Source organism: Kitasatospora sp. NPDC001660 (genome assembly GCF_053596725.1).
Genome location: NZ_JBSFGU010000015.1, coordinates 40,780 through 58,285, shown reverse-complemented (window position 1 = coordinate 58,285; position 17,506 = coordinate 40,780). Strand labels below are relative to the sequence as shown.

The 17,506-nt window shown below is 75.1% G+C and carries 16 protein-coding genes; 5 read left to right on the top strand and 11 right to left on the bottom strand.

The genetic code is table 11. The annotated features are described in order from the left end of the window. Window positions 1–57: 57 nt before the first annotated feature. A complete protein-coding gene (locus tag ACWCXH_RS18500; protein ID WP_449802481.1) occupies window positions 58–1,353 on the top strand; it encodes an MDR family MFS transporter in 1,296 nt (431 codons plus the stop codon). Between the two features lie 7 nt (window positions 1,354–1,360). Here ACWCXH_RS18500 and ACWCXH_RS18495 read toward each other — a convergent pair whose 3' ends face one another. Then, window positions 1,361–1,873, bottom strand: coding sequence for a YbjN domain-containing protein (locus tag ACWCXH_RS18495; RefSeq protein ID WP_449802480.1), 513 nt, complete (start codon window positions 1,871–1,873; stop codon window positions 1,361–1,363). 71 nt (window positions 1,874–1,944) lie between these two features. After that, window positions 1,945–3,294, bottom strand: a complete 1,350-nt coding sequence (gene mshA / locus ACWCXH_RS18490) for a D-inositol-3-phosphate glycosyltransferase (RefSeq protein WP_449802581.1) — start codon at window positions 3,292–3,294, stop codon at window positions 1,945–1,947. A gap of 241 nt (window positions 3,295–3,535) precedes the next feature. Between mshA and ACWCXH_RS18485 the strand changes: the two genes are divergently transcribed. Next, window positions 3,536–4,366 carry a class I SAM-dependent methyltransferase gene (locus ACWCXH_RS18485; RefSeq protein WP_449802479.1) on the top strand — a complete coding sequence of 277 codons (831 nt, stop codon included), beginning with the start codon at window positions 3,536–3,538 and terminating at the stop codon, window positions 4,364–4,366. Between the two features lie 194 nt (window positions 4,367–4,560). Here the strand turns inward: ACWCXH_RS18485 and ACWCXH_RS18480 are convergent, their stop codons facing one another. Then, a complete protein-coding gene (locus tag ACWCXH_RS18480; RefSeq protein WP_449802478.1) occupies window positions 4,561–5,121 on the bottom strand; it encodes an O-acetyl-ADP-ribose deacetylase in 561 nt (186 codons plus the stop codon). Window positions 5,122–5,354: 233 nt separating this feature from the next. Between ACWCXH_RS18480 and ACWCXH_RS18475 the strand changes: the two genes are divergently transcribed. Next, a complete protein-coding gene (locus ACWCXH_RS18475) occupies window positions 5,355–6,809 on the top strand; it encodes a PP2C family protein-serine/threonine phosphatase (protein WP_449802477.1) in 1,455 nt (484 codons plus the stop codon). Window positions 6,810–6,884: 75 nt separating this feature from the next. Here ACWCXH_RS18475 and ACWCXH_RS18470 read toward each other — a convergent pair whose 3' ends face one another. The 7 genes from ACWCXH_RS18470 to ACWCXH_RS18440 form a co-directional block, all read right to left on the bottom strand. Next, on the bottom strand, window positions 6,885–7,241 hold the full coding sequence (locus ACWCXH_RS18470; RefSeq protein ID WP_449802476.1) for a DUF2516 family protein: 357 nt from the start codon (window positions 7,239–7,241) through the stop codon (window positions 6,885–6,887). A gap of 116 nt (window positions 7,242–7,357) precedes the next feature. Beyond that, complete coding sequence (locus ACWCXH_RS18465; protein WP_449802475.1) at window positions 7,358–7,882, bottom strand: hypothetical protein; 525 nt, start codon at window positions 7,880–7,882, stop codon at window positions 7,358–7,360. Window positions 7,883–7,904: 22 nt separating this feature from the next. Further along, the gene (locus ACWCXH_RS18460) at window positions 7,905–8,333 is read right to left on the bottom strand and encodes a helix-turn-helix domain-containing protein (protein WP_449802474.1); all 429 of its coding nucleotides are present in this window, start codon (window positions 8,331–8,333) and stop codon (window positions 7,905–7,907) included. A 248-nt stretch (window positions 8,334–8,581) separates the two neighbouring features. Then, entirely contained in the window at window positions 8,582–9,715 is a 1,134-nt protein-coding gene (locus ACWCXH_RS18455; protein ID WP_449802473.1) for a DNA polymerase III subunit beta family protein, read from the bottom strand. Window positions 9,716–9,749: 34 nt separating this feature from the next. Then, complete coding sequence (locus tag ACWCXH_RS18450) at window positions 9,750–10,682, bottom strand: RNA polymerase sigma-70 factor (protein ID WP_449802472.1); 933 nt, start codon at window positions 10,680–10,682, stop codon at window positions 9,750–9,752. 39 nt (window positions 10,683–10,721) lie between these two features. Further along, entirely contained in the window at window positions 10,722–10,946 is a 225-nt protein-coding gene (locus ACWCXH_RS18445) for a hypothetical protein (RefSeq protein ID WP_449802471.1), read from the bottom strand. After that, window positions 10,943–14,083 (bottom strand): DEAD/DEAH box helicase, encoded by a 3,141-nt coding sequence (locus ACWCXH_RS18440; RefSeq protein ID WP_449802470.1) that lies wholly within the window; start codon window positions 14,081–14,083, stop codon window positions 10,943–10,945. Before ACWCXH_RS18440 ends, ACWCXH_RS18445 begins: the two co-directional genes overlap by 4 nt. A gap of 175 nt (window positions 14,084–14,258) precedes the next feature. Between ACWCXH_RS18440 and ACWCXH_RS18435 the strand changes: the two genes are divergently transcribed. Beyond that, a complete protein-coding gene (locus tag ACWCXH_RS18435) occupies window positions 14,259–14,873 on the top strand; it encodes a YceI family protein (RefSeq protein ID WP_449802469.1) in 615 nt (204 codons plus the stop codon). Window positions 14,874–15,136: 263 nt separating this feature from the next. Here the strand turns inward: ACWCXH_RS18435 and ACWCXH_RS18430 are convergent, their stop codons facing one another. Beyond that, the gene (locus ACWCXH_RS18430) at window positions 15,137–16,102 is read right to left on the bottom strand and encodes a LysR family transcriptional regulator (protein ID WP_449802468.1); all 966 of its coding nucleotides are present in this window, start codon (window positions 16,100–16,102) and stop codon (window positions 15,137–15,139) included. A 112-nt stretch (window positions 16,103–16,214) separates the two neighbouring features. On the opposite strand from ACWCXH_RS18430, the gene ACWCXH_RS18425 reads away from it, so the two are divergent. Beyond that, window positions 16,215–17,504 carry an MFS transporter gene (locus ACWCXH_RS18425; RefSeq protein ID WP_449802467.1) on the top strand — a complete coding sequence of 430 codons (1,290 nt, stop codon included), beginning with the start codon at window positions 16,215–16,217 and terminating at the stop codon, window positions 17,502–17,504. Window positions 17,505–17,506 lie beyond the last annotated feature (2 nt).

Genomic DNA, 17,506 nt, shown 5'->3' with positions numbered 1-17,506 from the left:
CGGCCGAGCGGGCCTGCTCGTGCCGCTCGGCGGACGCCTGCCCCCGGGAGTCCCCACATGCCCTTGCCCGTGCTCGCCAACCCCCGGTTCCGAAAAGTGCTGCGGGAGACGATGGGCGGGCTGCCACGGCAGTTCTGGTGGCTCTGGGCCTCGACGCTGATCAACAAGCTCGGCGCGTTCGTCGTCACGTTCCTGGCGCTCTACCTCACCCACGACCGGGGCTACTCGGCCTCGTACGCGGGCCTGGTGGCCTCGCTGTTCGGCCTCGGATCGGCGATCGCGTCGCTCGGGGCGGGCGTGCTGACCGACCGGATAGGCCGCCGCCCGACCCTGGTCACCGCCCAGCTGGGCACCGCGCTGTTCACCGCCGTGCTCGGTTTCGTGGACGGACAGGTGGCGATCGCGGTGGTGGCCTTCCTGGTGGGCCTGTGCAACAACGCCACCCGGCCGGCCACCTCGGCGATCATCGCCGACCTCGTCCCGGCCGAGGACCGGGTCCGCGCCTACTCGCTGAACTACTGGGCGATCAACATCGGCTTCGGCCTCTCCGCCGCCGTGGCCGGCCTGATCGCCACCCACGGCTACCTCACGCTGTTCCTGCTGGACGCGCTCACCACGCTGGTCTGCGCGGTGGTGATCTTCATCCGGATCCCGGAGACGAAGCCCGAGGCGCCGGCCGCGACGGCGAAGGAGCCGGTCGTCGGCCTCGGCACGGTGTTCCGGGACGGCCGCTTCGTGTCGGTCGTCGCGCTCAACCTGCTGCTCGCCCTGGTCTTCCAGCAGGGCAGCACCACGCTGGCCGTCGACATGGGCGACGCGGGCATCACGTCCTCCCAGTACGGGCTGGTCATCGGCCTGAACGGGGTGCTGATCGTGGTGCTGCAGATCCCGCTCACCCGATGGATGGAGGGCCGCTCGCGGACCGGCCTGCTGATCGCCAGCTGCCTGTTCGCCGGCTGGGGCTTCGGGCTGGCGGCGCTGGCCGGGTCGTCCGCCTGGATCTTCGCCGGCTCGGTCGCGGTCTGGACGATCGGCGAGGTCCTGAACGCGCCGACCATGATGAGCCTGGTCTCCGAGCTGGCACCGACCCACGCGCGCGGCCGCTACCAGGGCGTCTACTCGCTCTCCTGGTCGCTCGCCTCGTTCCTCGGCCCGGCGGCCGGCGGCGTGCTGCTGGAGCGGGCCGGCCCGGCGGTGCTGTGGGGGGTGTGCGCGGCCTGCGGCAGCATCGCGGCGCTCGGGCACGTGGTGCTGGGGCGCCGGACGAGCCGTGCGGCGGGGGTCGCGGAGACGGCGGACGTGGTGGAGACCGCCGCGCCCGCCGAGGCCGCGAAGGCTCCGGCGGGCGCCTGAGGTCCGGTCAGTCGGCCGCAGGGGCGGCCAGGTGGGCGAAGGCGGCCAGGTTGCGGGTGGACTCCCCGCGCTTGGTCCGCCACTCCCACTCACGCCGGATCGCCGAGGCGAAGCCCAGCTCCAGCAGGGTGTTGAACGGTTCGTCGGCGTTCTCCAGCACCGTCCCGAGCAGCCGGTCGACGCCCTCCGCAGTGAGCGCCTCCAGCGGGAGGCGGCCGGCCAGGTAGACGTCGCCGAGCGCGTCCACCGCGTAGGCGACGCCGTAGAGCCGGGTGTTGCGCTCCAGCAGCCAGCGGTAGACGGCCTCGTGGTTCTCGTCCGGTCGGCGGATCACGAAGGCGTTCACCGAGAGGGTGTGGTCGCCGACCCGCAGGGCGCAGGTGGTGCTCAGCTTGCGGGTGCCCGGGAGGGTCGCCACCAGCGTGTAGGGGTCGGCGGCGGCCGGTTCCCAGGCCACGCCGGCGTCGTCCAGGGCGGTGCGCAGGAGGGTCAGGGCCTCGTCCTTGGTGCGGGTTGCCATGAGGGTGACGTTACTCGGCGGTACGGGCGGCGCGCAGCCGGCGGGGCCCTGCGGCGCCGGACCGGTCCGGGTCAGGCCAGCCGGCGGCGGGCCGCGGCGAGGCGCCCGGCCGGGCGGGCCAGGCTGCCGGCGTACACCTCGGCGGTGGCCGCCGCGGCGGTGTCCCAGCCGAAGTCGGACGCGTGCCGGGCCGCCGCCGCGCCCCGCCGCTCGACCAGGCCGGGATCGGTGACGTACGGCTCCAGCGCGTACGACCAGTCCCGCGGGTCGTGGCCGCGGACCAGCGTGCCGGTCTCGCCGTCGCGCACCGCGACCGGCAGGCCGCCGACCGCGGCGGCCACCACCGGGGTGCCGCAGGCCTGCGCCTCCAGCGCGACCAGCCCGAAGGACTCGCTGTACGAGGGCATGACGAGGGCCGTCGCCGCCCGGTACCAGTCCGCGAGCCGGGCCTGGCCGACCGGCGGATGGAACCGGACCACGTCGCAGATGCCCAGCTGGGCGGCGAGCTTGTGCAGGCTCTCCGGCCGTGCCAGCCCGCTGCCGGACGGGCCGCCGACCACCGGGACGACCAGCCGCTCGCGCAGGCCGGGGCGTCGGTCGACCAGCTCGGCGACGGCGCGCAGCAGCACGTCGGGCGCCTTCAGCGGCTGGATCCGGCCGGCGAAGAGCAGCACGGCGGCTTCCTGCGGCAGGCCCAGCCGGGCGCGGGCGGCCGCCCGCGCCTGCGGTCCGCCGGGCCGGAAGACGTCCAGGTTGACGCCGGGGTGGACGACGGCGAGCTGGTCCGGACGCGCCGAGTAGTGCCGCGCCAGCTCGGCGGCCTCCTCCGTGGTGTTGGCGATCAGCCGGTCGGCGGCCTCGACCACCTGGGTCTCGCCGATCACCCGGGCCGCCGGCTCGGGCGCGTCGCCCTCGGCCAGGGCGGCGTTCTTCACCTTCGCCATCGTGTGCATGGTGTGCACCAGCGGCACCCCCCAGCGCTGGGCGGCCAGCCAGCCGACCTGCCCGGAGAGCCAGTAGTGCGAGTGCACCAGGTCGTAGTGGCCGGGGCGGTGGCCCGCCTCCGTCCGCAGCACGCCGTGGGTGAAGGCGCACAGCTGGGCCGGCAGGTCCTCCTTGACCAGGCCCTCGTACGGCCCGGCGGTGACGTGCCGCACCAGGACGCCCGGGGCCAGCTCGACGGTGGGGGCGTCGTCCGAGCAGGTCGCCCGGGTGAACACCTCGACCTCGACGTCGAGCACGGCGAGGCGCTTGGCCAGCTCCACGATGTAGACGTTCATCCCGCCCGCATCGCCTGTGCCGGGCTGGTGCAGCGGCGAGGTGTGCACGCTGAGCATGGCTATCCGGCGCGGGCGGCGGCGGCCCGTGACGAGCGACTGGAGGCGTCCGCGCCCGGGCGCGGCCGACTGGGCACGGCGCACCGAACGGACGGGGGGCTGGATCACCTGGCTGAAGCCTCCTCTGTGCGGCCCGTCTCCGGCGGCCCGCATCCGGCCCGCCTGCTGTCCGGTGTGCGCTGCCCCGTCCGGGCCCACACATCACCACCAGTGTGCCAACCACCCGAGCGACGTCCGGCATTCCCGAATCGCCGACCGGGATCCTCGAACGGGCAACAGTGCAGGTGGGAGGGGGCGGGTCGGGCTTCTCGGTACCCTTCTGGGCATGGCCGCCTCCTTCGACCCCTCGCCCCCGTCCGCCCGCGGGCGCACCGGGCGGCCCGTGGGGACGGTCACCCGGGGGACCACCAACACCAACCGGCTGCGCCGGATGGACCGCTGGATCGCCCACACCCTCGGCCGTGCGCTGCGCGCCGCCGACCGGCCGCCGGTCGCGGTCGACCTCGGCTACGGCGCCGCGCCCTGGACCGCCGTCGAGCTGGCCGGACGGCTGCGCGCGGTGCGGCCGGACGTCCGGGTGGTCGGGATCGAGATCGAGCCCGAGCGGGTCGCCGCGGCCCTGCCGTACGCCGAGCCGCCGCTGCTCACCTTCCGGCGCGGCGGCTTCGAGGTGCCGCTGGACGGCGGGGCGCCGGCCCAGCTGATCCGCGCCGCCAACGTGCTGCGGCAGTACGACGAGTCGGCGGTGGCCGCGGTGTGGGAGCGGCTCTGCGCGCGGCTGGCGCCGGACGGGCTCCTCGTCGAGGGCACCTGCGACGAGATCGGGCGCCGGCACGTCTGGGTCGCGCTCGGCCCGGAGGGGCCGCGGACGGTGACCTTCGCGGCCCGGCTGGGCGGCCTCGACCGGCCCTCCGACCTGGCCGAGCGGCTGCCGAAGGCGCTCATCCACCACAACGTGCCGGGCCGGCCGGTGCACGCGTTCCTCGCCGACTTCGACCGGGCCTGGGCGGCCGCGGCGCCGTACGGGGCGTTCGGGGCGCGCCAGCGCTGGGTGGCCGCGTGCACCGCGCTGGCGGGCGACTGGCCACTGGTGGACGCGCGCGGGCGGTGGCGGCAGGGCGAGGTCACGCTGCCCTGGACGGCGCTCGCGCCGTAGGGCTCGCGGCACTCGCGCCGTAGCGCGGGTGCCGCTCCGGCACGGCGTTCGGCCCCGGGCGGCGACGCGCCCGTTTCACTCGAACGAGTTATCGAATTCCTCTGGCGCGTTGACGCCCCGTCACGTCACGATGGAGGCCACCGGGCGGCGCCCGCACCGCCGCACGCCGCACGCCCCGCTCAGCCGCCGACCCACTACCGCCGCTCCCGCAGTTCCACCCACGCCCGCTCGAACACCCGGTGCATCTCCGCCCCGAACAGCACGAACCGCACCTCGTCCAGCCCCGCCCCGGCCCGCTCGTCGCCGCTGTCCACCACCTCGGCGACGGTGGAGAGCGCGATCCGGGCCGCGTCGGCCGGGGGCCACCCGTAGATCCCGGCCGACACCGCCGGGAAGGCCACCGTGCGCGCGCCCAACTTCGCCGCCGTCCGCAGCGACTCGCGATAGCAGGAGGCCAGCAGCCCCGCCCGCTCCTCGTAATCCTCCGCCCGGTACACCGGCCCGACGGTGTGCACCACCCACCGCGCCGGCAGCCGACCGGCCGCCGTCGCCACCGCCTGCCCGGTGGGCAGTCCCTTGCCCCAGTGCGAGGCGCGCAGCCGTCGGCACTCCTCCAGGATCTGCGGCCCGCCCTTGCGGTGGATCGCGCCGTCCACCCCGCCGCCGCCCAGCAGAGAGGAGTTCGCGGCGTTCACCACCGCGTCCACCTGCTGCTCCGTGATGTCACCCTCGACCAGGGTGATACGCGTCACCATGATGTGCCCCTTCCCTGCCCGCCCCGGCGCCCGCCGGGACGGGCCCGAGCCGTCGTCCGAGTCCGATCACCACACCGCCACCGGCGTGGCAATAGCCACAACGGCCCCGGCGGGCCAGAGAAATCCCCGGAGATCACGTTATGGTCGCGAGAAGTTCCCCGCCGCAGGGTGCCAGGCAGGCACTGCGGACGGACGCCGACCGTTACGCACTCGGGGAAAGGGAGGAACCACCGATGCCCGCAACGGGAGACGGGCGGGCACTTGGTGCCGCGGACCTGACGGACGCCCTCGACGGCGCCCTCCCGCGCCGTGCCCGCAGCCACTCGGCCCCGGTCGGCCCGCTGACGGACGCTCCCCCGATACCTCACCCCCGGTCGCGGGCCGGAAACCTTCCGGCGGCCGGCGAGGGCGACGCCGCGGCCGGCGGCACCCCGCTCAAGCTGCTGGTCATCGAGGACGACGCCTCCGACGCCCAGCTGATCAAGGCCGCCGTGGCCGGCAGCGGCACCGCCATCGAGGTGCACTGGGCCCGCGGTCTGGAGCAGGCCACCGGGCTGCTCGCCCCGCCGCCCACCGGCGCCCGGCGCGGCCGCCCGCGCGGCACCGAGTTCAGCTGTGTCCTGCTCGACCTCGCCGCCCCGGCCGACCTGCCGCACCCGTCCGACGCGTCCGACGGGCTGGAAGGCCTGCACGAACTGCTCCGCCGGGCCCCGCACACCGCCGTCGTCGTGCTCACCGACGCGGCCGGCGCCGAACTGGGCGCCGCCGCCGTCGCCGCCGGGGCCCAGGACTTCCTGATCAAGCACGAGACGGACGGCCCGCTGCTCGCCCGTGCCCTGCGCTACGCCGTCGAGCGCAAGCGCGCCGACGAGTCCCAGCGCCGCCTGGTCGAGGCCGAACTGCGCGGCCAGGAGAACGCCCGCCTCCAGCGCCACCTGCTGCCCACCCCGCTGCTCGACGGCGCCGGGCTCTCCTTCACCCGCCGCTACCGCCCCGGCCGCCGCCGCGCCCTGCTCGGTGGCGACTTCTACGACGCCGTCCGCACCGACGACGGCACCATCCACGTCGTGATCGGCGACGTCTGCGGCCACGGCCCGGACGAGGCCGCGCTCGGCGTCGCGCTCCGCATAGCGTGGCGCACCCTCGTCTTCGCGGGCCTCACCGGCGAGGCCCTGCTCACCACCCTCCAGCACGTGCTCGAACACGAGCGGCGCAGCGACGAGATCTTCGCGACGCTCTGCATGCTCGTCATCGAGCCCGGCGGCGAGTGCGGCACCTGCGAGCGGGCCCGTCTCTACCTGGCCGGGCACCCGGCGCCCCTGCTGCTCGGCGCCGACCACCAGCCGATGACGCTGCCCTCCGACCTCGCCGGGCCGGCGCTCGGTCTGCTGCCGTGCGACGACGGCGAGGCCGCCTGGCCCGCGTACGAGCTCGAACTCCGGCCCGGCTGGCGGCTGTTGCTCTACACCGACGGACTGATCGAGGGCCGGGTCGGGGCCGGGTCGCGCCGCCTCGGCCAGGACGGGTTGGCCGACCTGGTCGGCGACCACCAGTCCGCCGGGCTCACCCGCGGCCGGCTGGTCGACAGCGCGATCGCCGAGGTCGAGGAGCTGAACGGCGGCGCGCTGACGGACGACGTCGCGGTGCTGCTGCTGGAGCGGAACCCGGTACAGCTGATCCTGGGCTGAGGCCCGGACGGAAACGGTGCTGCCCGGGAAGGCGGAGATCGCCTTCCCGGGCAGCACCGTTCGGTCCGCTCCGTCTCACCAGGGCCCGTAGGGTCCCATGTTGCTCCGGCCGCCGCCGCCCCGGCCGCCGCGGTTGGTCAGCTCCCTGATCGCCGGGCGCACGTCCACCATGTAGACGATCGAGGCGACCAGCCCGGCGAGGGTCCCGATGCCGGTCAAGAAGTTCACCCCGAACAGCAGGTCCCAGCCGAAGGCGATCGCGAGGATCGCCAGCCAGAAGCCCTTGGTCTTCTTGTCCGCGGCCCGGTAGGCGTCCTCGCGGCGGGAGGCGCCGTCGATCAGGGCGAACAGCTTGAAACCCAGGATGGCGACGGACATCCACCAGCCCGGGTTCAGATAGTCCAGGCTCAGCATCTGGGCCACTCCGCCCATCGCGGTCTCCTCAGTCTCTCGGCTCCGGCGAGCGGGCCGCCGCCATCCTGGCACGGTGAACCGTGCCCCGATGTCAACGTTCCGCGGTCACCGGATGTGCCCCGTTCGGTGGCGGTTCACTCGCCGCGGTCAGCGTCCTTGCGGGCGCGGGACCCCTTCTTCGGCGCGGCCTCGGCGGCGGTGTCCGCCTTGTCCTCGGCCAGCTCGGCGTCGATGACCCCGGCGTCGATCGACCCGGGCCCGGCGGGCACGCTCGACGTGCCCGGGCGGGTGCGCTCGACCACGACCTTGCCGCGCTCGGCCAGCTCGTCGTACGTCTCCTTCGCCTTGACCGCCAGCTCGACCGCGCGGCCGACCTGCTGGAGGGCGAAGTCCTGGGCCCGCTCCTGCAGGACCTTCAAGTCGGTGGGGAGCGTGGTGACCGTCTCGGTGACCTTGGCCTGCGCCTCGGCGAGCTTGGCCTGCGCCTCCTGGAGGCGGGCGCCGGCCTTCTCCTGCGCGCCCTTGCGGTCCGCGGCCAGTGCCTCGACCTTGCCCGGCACCTCGCGCAGCTTCTCGTAGGCGAGGTCACCGGCGCCGGCGAGGGCGTACAGCGGGGTCGGGTCGGTGAGGGACTTCTTGATCTCGTCGGTGATCGGCATGACCGGTCCTCCCGGTGGGTGTCTAGGCGGCTGGGCCGTCGGTCGTCGTCGGGGTGCTGGTGTCGGCGCCGGCCGCGGACGAACCGTCGGCCGCCGCGCCCCGGAGGGTGGCGTTCTCCTTGAGGAAGGCGTCGTAGACCGCGAGCAGCGCCTGCTTCTGCTGCTCGTCGATCAGCGGATCGGCGAGGATCGAGGCCCGCAGTTCCAGTCCCTCGTCCCGCCGCTCCTCCAGGATCCCGGCCTGGACGTACAGCGTCTCGGCCGAGATCCGCAGCGCCTTCGCGATCTGCTGGAGGATCTCCGCGCTCGGCTTGCGCAACCCTCGCTCGATCTGGCTGAGATAGGGGTTCGACACGCCGGCGGCCTCCGCCAACTGGCGTAGCGAGTACTGCGCGCTGCGGCGCTGCTCGCGGATGTACTCGCCCAGCGAGCCGACGTTCAGTGAGGCCATACCCACAGCGTGCAACATGGCGCTTGCAAATGCAAGCAGGACGCTAGCAGGAGCAAACGGGGGATGGTGGACGTCGGGGGGCTCTCGGGAGGGCGGGTGGCCGGGGCGACTCCGGGGTGGCCGCCCCCTCCCGCAGCGCGCCCCTCTCGACGGGGTTCGGATCGGGGGTGGGGGCGGCGTCAGGAGGTTGCGGCGGCGGTAGTGGCGGCGGGCCTACGGCCCGTCCACCGGCCGGATCGCTCGGCGGATCACACGAGTTCCGGCACCCGGATCGGCATCAGCACGGAGAAGGTGCCGTCCCGGCCGGGTGTGCGGATCGCCAACGGGGCGATCGGGCCGCCGAGTTCCAGGACCAGCTGCTCGGGCCGGCCGGCTCCCAGCGCCTCCAGCAGGAAGTCCCGGTTGACCGCCACCCGGAGTTCGCCGGGCGCGGGCACGGTGTCCGCCGGGGCGACGGCGAGTCGGCCGTCCGCCGTGACGGTGAGGACGGTGACCGCGCAGTCCGCGCCGTGCGGGCCGGACGGCAGGGTGCGGGTGGCGCCGGACTCGACGGCGCCGCGCAGGTCGGCGGCGGGGACGTCGACCCGGTGCAGCGGGTCGAGCCGGGTGAGCACGCGGTAGTCGGGGTAGTCGAAGTCGAGGGCGGCGCCCTCGATCCGGTGGCCGCCGGTCTCGACCCGGACGAGGCCGCCGCCGAGGGTGAGTTCGGCCTCGGCCGCACCTGCGGCGAGCAGCACCCGGAGGGCGTCCACCAGGGCCGTCGGGACGATCGTGCCGACGGGCGGCACGGCGTCGGGGGCCGCCGGCAGGGGCACCTCGGCGAGCGCCATCCGGTAGCGGTCGGTGGCGACCAGGCGCAGCGCTGCGCCGTCCACGTCGAAGAGCACCCCGGCGAGGGCCGGGAGTTCGGGCTCGGCACAACCCGCGAGGCGGCCCCCGCCGGCGCAGACGGCGAAGCGGACCGCGTCCAGCGCGGCGGCCAGTTCCGGGGCCGGGACGGTGAGCCGGAGTTCGGCGGGGCTGGTGGTCATCGGGTTCTCCCTCTGGTCGATCAGCGTGCGGATCAGGGAGAGCTCGCGGCGGGCGTCGGCGAGGCCGTCCTCCAGGCGGCGCAGGTGCGTGTCGACCACCCGGTGGGCCTCGCCGGAGCCGGGGGCCGCGCCGAGCACGGCGCGGATCCCGGCCAGCGGCAGGCCGACGCGGCGCAGCCGGGCGAGCAGTCGGGCGTCGGCGAGCTGCCGGGGCCCGTACCAGCGGTAGCCGGTTCGCGGGTCCACGCGGGCGGGGGCGAGCACGTCGGCGCCGTCGTAGTAGCGCAGGGTGCCGACGCCCAGGCCGGTGGCGCGGGCCAGTTCGCCGATGCTGTGCAGGTCGCTCTCCATGACGGTGACTGTGGTGGCTCGACCAGGTGGAGGGTCAAGCCCCGCTCCCGCCGGGCGCGCTCCCGTCGGGAGCGCGCCCGGCGGTGTTGAGGCGGGTGAGCTTGTGCGGGTTGCGGACGGACCGCATCGCGGCGACGAGGGGCGCTCCGCCGGGGCCCTCGACGAAGTCGAGGACCGTGACGGAGTCGACCCGGCCGCCCACCGTGAGCAGCAGGCCGGGCTGGCCGTTGACCAGGGCCGGGCGGGCGGCGGCGGTCTCGCCGAGCTGTTTGAGGATGCCGAGGACGAAGCGCGCGACGTTGTCCGCGCCGGTGACCGGGCGCAGCGCGGCGCGGACCACGCCGCCGCCGTCGGTCCACGAGGTGACGTCGGGGGCGAGCAGTTCCAGCATCCGGTTGAGGTCGCCGCCGACGCAGGCCGCGAGGAACTCGTCGGTGGCGCGGCGGCGCAGGTCCGGCGGGGCGTCGTAGCGCGGCCGGCCGGCCTGGACGTGCGCCCTGGCCCGGCTGCCGACCTGGCGGCAGGCGGTCTCGGTGCGGTCGAGGGCGTCGGCGATCTCCTTGTAGGAGAAGCCGAAGACCTCCTTGAGCACGAAGACGGCGCGCTCCAGCGGGGAGAGGCTCTCCAGCAGCACCATCATGGCGAGCGAGACGGTCTCGGCGCGTTCGACGTTCTCGGTCGCGTCCGGCTCGCCGACGAGCGGTTCGGGCAGCCACGGGCCGACGTAGGACTCGCGGCGGACGGCGGCCGAGTCGAGCCGGTTGAGGGCGAGGTTGGTGACCGTCCGGGCGAGGTAGCCGGCCGGGTTGGTGACCGGGCCGGTGACCTGGCTCCAGCGCAGCCAGGTGTCCTGGACCAGGTCCTCGGCGTCGGCGACGCCGCCGAGCATCCGGTAGGCGATGCCGAAGATCATCCGCCGGTGCGCTTCGAAGTCGGCGAGGCCGGGGTGTTCGAGGGGGTCGGTCACCCGGCCGACGCTACCGCAGGGGGTCGGCGGGGGCGCCGGTCAGCTGCGGAACGCGTCGTAGGCCGGGGCGAGCAGGACAGCGAGGTCGCGTCCGCGCACGGTGATGCCGGAGGGGCCGAGGCGGCGCAGCGAGGGTTCGCCCGTCTCCCGGCCCTCCTCCGGGTGTTCCTCCGCGCGCAGGGTGAAGTCGCCGCGCCAGTAGGCGGCGACGTTCACGGCGGGGGCGGTCTCGCGCTCGGCGGGGGCGGCGTCGTGCTCGGTCATGCGTCCTCCTCCTCGGCCACCGCGTCGCTGCGGGTGAGCTCGACCAGTTCGCGCAGCGCGTCGACGGGCAGGTCGGTGAGCCAGTGCTCACCCTCGCCCACCACCGTGTCGGCCAACGCGCGCTTGGCGGTGAGGAGTTCGTCGATCCGCTCCTCCACCGTGCCGACGCAGACCAGTCGGCGCACCTGGACGTCCCGGCGCTGGCCGATCCGGAACGCGCGGTCGGTGGCCTGCTCCTCGACCGCCGGGTTCCACCAGCGGTCGAGGTGGATCACCTGATTGGCGGCGGTCAGGTTGAGCCCGGTGCCGCCGGCCCGCAGGGAGAGGATGAACACCCTTGGCCCGTCCGGGGATTGGAAGCGCTCGACGAGCTCCTCACGACGGGAGCGGGAGAGTCCGCCGTGCAGGTACAGCACCTCCTCGCCGAGCCGCCGGGCCAGGTACGGGCGGAGCATCGCGCCGAACTCGGCGTACTGGGTGAAGACCAGGGTGCGGTCGCCCTCGGCGAGCGCCTCCTCCAGGAGCTCGGCCAGCCGGGCGACCTTGCCCGAGCGCTCACCCAACGCCGAACCGTCGTGCAGCAGTTGGGCCGGGTGGTTGCACACCTGCTTGAGCTTGCCGATCGCGGCGAGCACCGTGCCGCGCCGCTCCACGCCCCGGACGCCCTCGACCCGGCGCAGCAGGTCGGCCACCACCGCCTGGTAGAGGCCGGCCTGCTCGGCGGTGAGGCTGCACCAGACGGTCATCTCCTGCTTGGCGGGCAGTTCGGCCGCCACCGCCGGATCGGTCTTGAGCCGGCGCAGGACGAACGGGCTTGTGCGGCGCCGGAGTTCGGCGGTGCGGTCGGGGCTGCGGTGCAGCTCGACGGGGATCGCGTAGCGCTCCTTGAAGCGCTCGGCCGGACCGAGCAGGCCGGGGTTGGCGAAGTCCAGAACGGCGTGCAGCTCGGACAGCCGGTTCTCCACCGGGGTGCCGGTCAGGGCGATCCGGTGGACGGCGACGGGCAGTGCGCGGATCGCCCGGGCCTGCGCGGTGCCGGCGTTCTTGATGTGCTGCGCCTCGTCGGCGACGACCCGGCGCCAGCGGATCTTCCGCAGGGTGGCGAGGTCGCGCTGGACCAGCCCGTACGTGGTGATGACGAGATCCATGCCCCGTACGGTGGTGGCGAGTTCGTCCGCGCCGAGGCGGCCCGAGCCGTGGTGCACGTAGGTGCGCAGGCCGGGAGCGAAGCGCTCGGTCTCGCGCTGCCAGTTGCCGACCAGGGACATCGGGCAGACCAGCAGGGTGGGGGCCGTCGCCCCGTTCGCCTGCTCGGCGGCCAGCAGGGCGAGGGTCTGCACGGTCTTGCCGAGGCCCATGTCGTCGGCCAGGACGGCGCCCAGACCGAGTCCGGCCATCGCGCTCAGCCAGGCCAGCCCCCGTTCCTGGTAAGGGCGGAGGTTCGCACGGAAGTCCGGCGGGAGCGCGGGTGCCGGGGCGGTGGCGGTGCGCCCGGCGAGCAGGGCGCCGAGCGGGCCGTCCGCGCGGACGGCGGTGACCGGCAGGCCGGCGACCGTGGCCTCGGGGTCGAGCGCCAGGCGCAGCACCTGCGCCGTGGCGACGGCGGTGTCCCGCCGGCGGTCGAGGAAGGCGAGCGCGGCGGCGATCTGGGCCGGGTCGGCCTCCAGCCAGGCGCCCCGCACCCGGACCAACCCCTGCTTGGCGGCGGCCAGTTCGGCGAGTTCCTGCTCGCTGAGCGGATCGCCGTCCGGGCCGAGCGCCGCCTGCCAGCGGAACGCGACGACGGCGTCCCGGTCCACCTGGCTCGTGACGGCGAGCGAGCCGGGCGCGGGTGGGGTGGTGACGCGCAGCGCGAGGCCGAGCCGGGGCTTGCGGCGCCACCAGGCGGGGAGCAGCACGCCGAACCCGCTCTCGGCGAGGGCGGGCGCGCCGGTGCGCAGGAAGTCCAGGGCTCCGGCGCGGTCGAGCGGGAGGGCGGACGGGCGGGAGCGGTGGCGCAGCCCGTCCAGCTCCGGCCAGCGGTGGGTGGCGCGGGCGAGCTCGGCGGTGAGGACGTCGGCCGGGTCGTCGGCCTTGCGGGCGAGCGCGGCACGGGCGGCGCCGCCCGCGTGCAGGTCGGCGGCGCGGACCAGGAGGGAGGGCTCGTCGACGGCCTGGAGCAGGAGCTCCACCTGCCAGGCGTCGTCGGACGGGCGGCCCTCGGGGTCGTCCGGGTCCGGGCCGAGCGGTTCGAGCAGGCGGAAGCAGAGCCTCAGGGCGGGGTCGGCGGGCTCGGCGGCGGCGTACCAGGCGCAGAGCCGGCGGCGCAGGTCGGCGAGTTCTCCGCGGTCCGCGGCAAAGGTGCCGGTCGGGGCGGTCAGGGCGGCCAGCCAGTGTTCGGCGGCGCCTGTCGATGGGGCGGGGCCGCGCAGGAGCGGGGGCTCGGCGGCGAGGGCGGCCCTGGCCTCGGCGTCCACGAGGGTGGTCAGTGCGGCGTCCACCAGCGATTCTGCGGTGGCGCCGGTGGGCGGCCACTCCCCCAGCGCCACCGGCGGGCAGCCGGCGGCCAGGGCGGCGGCCTCGCGGCGGCCGGCGGGGGTGAGGTCCGGCTGCCAGCGGGCCCGCGGGACGCCGTCCGTCAGGACCAGCGGCAGCACCCGGCCACCGCCGACCGTCCGCCAGGCGAGGTCGTGCACGCCGGTGAGCCAGCGCAGCGACGGCCCGTAGACGACGTCGACGCGCCCGACGCCGGGCAGCTCGGCCCCGGTCACGGCCCAGTGCGGGTCGAAGACCTCGCCCAGCAGCTGGGCCGCCGCCCCGGCGTCGAACAGCAGCGCGGGCACCCGCCACGGCGCGAGTGCCGCCGCGCCGCGAACGGGGGTGACCGGCAGGTCGGGGGACGGCGCGGGCAGGCCGCCGACGGTCGGCAGCAGCAGGGTGGCCCAGCGCTCGGACGCCTGGCCGGCGAGCCAGCCGAGGCCCGGGCCGATCCCGCCGAGCACGGCGGCGACCTCGGCCGCCGCGCAGGCATGGGGGTGGGCGCGCGGGGCGGGCCGTCCGGGTGGTTCCGCAGACGCCGCTGCGGGGTGACGGCGGGCGTCCTCGGCCCAGAGCGCCAGCGCGCCGTCCGCGCGCCAGAGCGCGTGCAGGACGAACATGGGCGGGCCTCTCAGGGGTCGCGGGGTCGCTCGTGGATGGACCGGGGTCGCCCTCGAAGCGTAAGTGCGCCCTCTGACACGATCGAAGTGGTTGAAGTTTGAACGAGATGGGCTTATGGTGGGTTCAGGAAGAAGTTGAAGCCTAAACAAATGGCTTCGAATCCGAGGAGGAGCCATGGGCCTGTTCAACCGCACCAAGACCACCACCGCGAGCGCCGTCACCGTCGTCGAGACGCCGGCCGCCCCGGACCTCGCCCACCTGACCGGCGACTGGGCGATCGACACCGCGCACAGCGAGGTCGGCTTCTCGGTGCGCCACGCGATGGTCACCAACGTCAAGGGCCGCTTCACCGACTACGACGGCAAGCTCCACCTGGACGGCACCACGCCCGGCAACTCGACCGCCGAACTGGTGATCAAGGTCGCCAGCATCGACACCAACCAGGCCCAGCGCGACGAGCACCTGCGCACCGGCGACTTCTTCGCCGTCGACGCCTACCCGGAGATCCGCTTCCGCAGCACCTCGACCGAGCGGCTGCGCGGCGACTCCTACCGGATGACCGGCGAGCTGACGATCAAGGACACGACCCGCCCGATCGTCCTGGACCTCGACTTCACCGGCAGCGCCACCGACGCCTACGGCGCCGCGCGAGTCGGCTTCGAGGGCACCACCGTCGTCAACCGCACCGACTTCGGCCTGACCTACAACGCGGCGCTGGAGACCGGCGGCGTGCTGATCGGCGAGAAGGTCAAGCTCAGCTTCGACATCTCCGCCGTGAAGACGGCCTGACCCCGAACACGGTCGGACCACCCGAACCGCATCGCCCCTGCCGGCCCCCGAACGGCAGGGGCGATGCGTCGTTTCCGAGGCCAACAGCCGAGGGGTGCAAGGAATTCCTCGACCACGCCGCCGGTCTGGCGGGCAGGGCGGCGGTCAAGCCGGGCCGAGACGGCCGGGGTGCCCGAGACGGCTGGGGTGCCCGAGACGGCCAGGGCAACACGGCGGGCCCCGGCGGATGGGCCCCGGCGGATGGGGCGGGGTGCCCCGCGGGCTCAGGCCGGCAGGAGTGCCGCGTCCGCCACCGGCAGCCAGCTGCCCGGCGGGCGGCGCAACCAGCCCTCCGCCGCGCCGAGTTCGGCGGCCGCGCCGGCCAGCGCCGCCAGGCCGGGGTGCCGCAGTCCGGGCCGGTGCACCAGACTGACCAGGCAGAGCGGCACCGGCTCGACCAGTGGCACGTTCACGGCGCCGGGGATGCGCGGACCGCCCACCGTGGTCAGCATCGCGTCGCCGTGCCGCGCGAGGTAGCGGGCGGTCTCGTCCACGCCCACCGGAGGCACGTACGGGGCTGCCGCCGTCAGGCCGTGTTCGCGCAGCAGGCGGGCGCCGAGATCGGCCCACTCGGTGGTGGCCGGGTTGCCCGCGCAGATGTCGACGGGGTGCCCGGCCAGGTCGGCGAGGCGCAGCACCGGGCGGCCGGCCAGCGGGTGGGTGTCCGCCATCATCACCGAGATGTGCTCCAACCTGACCGGGAGATGGTCGAGTTGAGCGCGCAGTGCCGCAGGGAGCCCGGCGAAGCGGCCGAAGGACACGTCCAGCCGGTGGGCGAGCAGTTCGACGGCGGCCGCCGCGAGGCCGCCGTGGAAGCGGGCCAGCAGTTCGCCCTCCGGCCGGGCGACGCGGGCCCGGGCGAGCACCCGGTCGGCGGTCAGGTCGGGGCCGGTGACATCGCTGTTGAGGTCCAGCAGGAGGGGGCGTTCGGCGGCGCCCGCGACGATCTCGTCGTGCAGGGCGAGGAGCTGGCGGGCCTGCGGCAGCAACCGCCGCCCGGCTGCGGTGAGTTCGACGCTGCGGGTGCTGCGGGTGAACAGGGCGTCGCCGAGCAGCCGCTCCAGGGTTCGGATGTCCCGGCTGAGCGCCTGCTGGGCCACGTGCAGCAGGCCGGCGGCCCGGCCGAAGTGGAGCGTCTCGGCGGTCGCGACGAAGCCGCGCAGCAGGCGGGGGTGCAGGTCGACGGGCATGGCGGCAGATTAACAACACCGTGTTGTGAGTGCGACGGAACAGGTGTTGGACCGGAGGCGGGCCGCGGGGCGAGGCTGAGGGCATTCCCTTCGACGACTCCCCAGGAGCCCCATGGCCTCGCGCGCCCTTTTCACGTCCACCCCCGGCTCGTCCGTCCTCGCCTCGTACCGGCGCCTGTTCGCCGCCCCCGGCGCCGCCGCGTTCACCCTGACCGGGCTGCTCGGCCGGCTCGCGCTCTCGATGACCGGCGTCTCGCTCGTCGTGCTGATCGCCGAGCGGCGCGGCTCCTACGCGCTGGCGGGCACCGTCGCCGCGGCAGGGCTCGCCACCGGCGCGATCGGGATGCCGCTGATCGGACGACTGGTCGACCGCTACGGGCAGGCGCGGGTGGCCGTCCCGGCGACGCTGTACAACGTCGTGCCGCTCCTCGGCCTGCTGCTCTGCGTCCGGCTCGGCACGCCCGACTGGACGCTCTACGCCTGCTGGGCGGCCTGCGCGGCGGCGCCCAACCTCGGCGGCATGGCCCGGGCCCGCTGGGCGCACCTGCACCGGGACGACCCCGCCGCCCGGCACGTGGCCAACTCCTTCGAACAGGCGCTGGACGAGCTCTGCTTCATGGCCGGACCGGTCCTCGGCATGCTGCTCTGCACGACCGTCGCGCCGGAGGCCGGGCTGCTCACGGCCGGAGCACTCGGCAGCACCGGCACCCTGCTGTTCGCCGCCCAGCGACGCACCGAACCGCCGCTGGCCGCACACCCGGTGACGCTGCGCCACGACTCGCCGCTGCGCACGCCCGGGCTGCGCGTCCTCGTGCTGACCTTCCTCGCCACCGGCGCGGTGTTCGGCTCGACGGAGATCACCACGGTCGCGTACGCCGACGCGCTCGGCCACAAGCCGGTCGCGGGCGGGCTGCTGGCGCTGGTGGCGGCCGGATCGTGCGCGGCCGGGCTGTTCTTCGGACTGCTGACGCCGCGTTCGGCCCCGGGCGTGCGGTTCCTGCGCGGGATCGCGACGATGGCCGCGCTGCTGCTCCTGCCGCTCGCGGCCGGGCTGGGCGGGGCCGGGCTCGGCGTGCTCGGGCTGATGCTGTTCGCGGCTGGCACCGGCACCGCGCCGACCATGGTGACGGGCATGACGCTCGTCCAGGAGCTGCTGCCGCAGCGACAGTTGAACGAGGGGATGGCGGTGGCCGTGTCCGGCATCGTGGTCGGCATATCGGCGGGCGCGGCCCTCGCCGGGACGGTCGCCGAGCACGCCCCGCCCGGCACCGGCTACGCGCTGCCCGCCGGAGCGGCCGCGCTCGCCCTGCTGATCGCCCTGGCCGGACGGCGCCACCTGGTGCCCGGTGCCCGGCCGGGGCCGGTCGGAGATTCCGAACGGACTGTCAGTACGGCACGCTAGCG

Bases quoted from the DNA above. Each gene is read 5' to 3' on its own strand.
- ACWCXH_RS18500 (WP_449802481.1), top strand. From the start codon at position 58: ATGCCCTTGCCCGTGCTCGCCAACCCCCGGTTCCGAAAAGTGCTGCGG.
- ACWCXH_RS18495 (WP_449802480.1), bottom strand. From the start codon at position 1,873: ATGGCAACCCGCACCAAGGACGAGGCCCTGACCCTCCTGCGCACCGCC.
- ACWCXH_RS18485 (WP_449802479.1), top strand. From the start codon at position 3,536: ATGGCCGCCTCCTTCGACCCCTCGCCCCCGTCCGCCCGCGGGCGCACC.
- ACWCXH_RS18480 (WP_449802478.1), bottom strand. From the start codon at position 5,121: ATGGTGACGCGTATCACCCTGGTCGAGGGTGACATCACGGAGCAGCAG.
- ACWCXH_RS18475 (WP_449802477.1), top strand. From the start codon at position 5,355: ATGCCCGCAACGGGAGACGGGCGGGCACTTGGTGCCGCGGACCTGACG.
- ACWCXH_RS18470 (WP_449802476.1), bottom strand. From the start codon at position 7,241: ATGGGCGGAGTGGCCCAGATGCTGAGCCTGGACTATCTGAACCCGGGC.
- ACWCXH_RS18465 (WP_449802475.1), bottom strand. From the start codon at position 7,882: ATGCCGATCACCGACGAGATCAAGAAGTCCCTCACCGACCCGACCCCG.
- ACWCXH_RS18460 (WP_449802474.1), bottom strand. From the start codon at position 8,333: ATGGCCTCACTGAACGTCGGCTCGCTGGGCGAGTACATCCGCGAGCAG.
- ACWCXH_RS18455 (WP_449802473.1), bottom strand. From the start codon at position 9,715: ATGGAGAGCGACCTGCACAGCATCGGCGAACTGGCCCGCGCCACCGGC.
- ACWCXH_RS18445 (WP_449802471.1), bottom strand. From the start codon at position 10,946: ATGACCGAGCACGACGCCGCCCCCGCCGAGCGCGAGACCGCCCCCGCC.
- ACWCXH_RS18440 (WP_449802470.1), bottom strand. From the start codon at position 14,083: ATGTTCGTCCTGCACGCGCTCTGGCGCGCGGACGGCGCGCTGGCGCTC.
- ACWCXH_RS18435 (WP_449802469.1), top strand. From the start codon at position 14,259: ATGGGCCTGTTCAACCGCACCAAGACCACCACCGCGAGCGCCGTCACC.
- ACWCXH_RS18430 (WP_449802468.1), bottom strand. From the start codon at position 16,102: ATGCCCGTCGACCTGCACCCCCGCCTGCTGCGCGGCTTCGTCGCGACC.
- ACWCXH_RS18425 (WP_449802467.1), top strand. From the start codon at position 16,215: ATGGCCTCGCGCGCCCTTTTCACGTCCACCCCCGGCTCGTCCGTCCTC.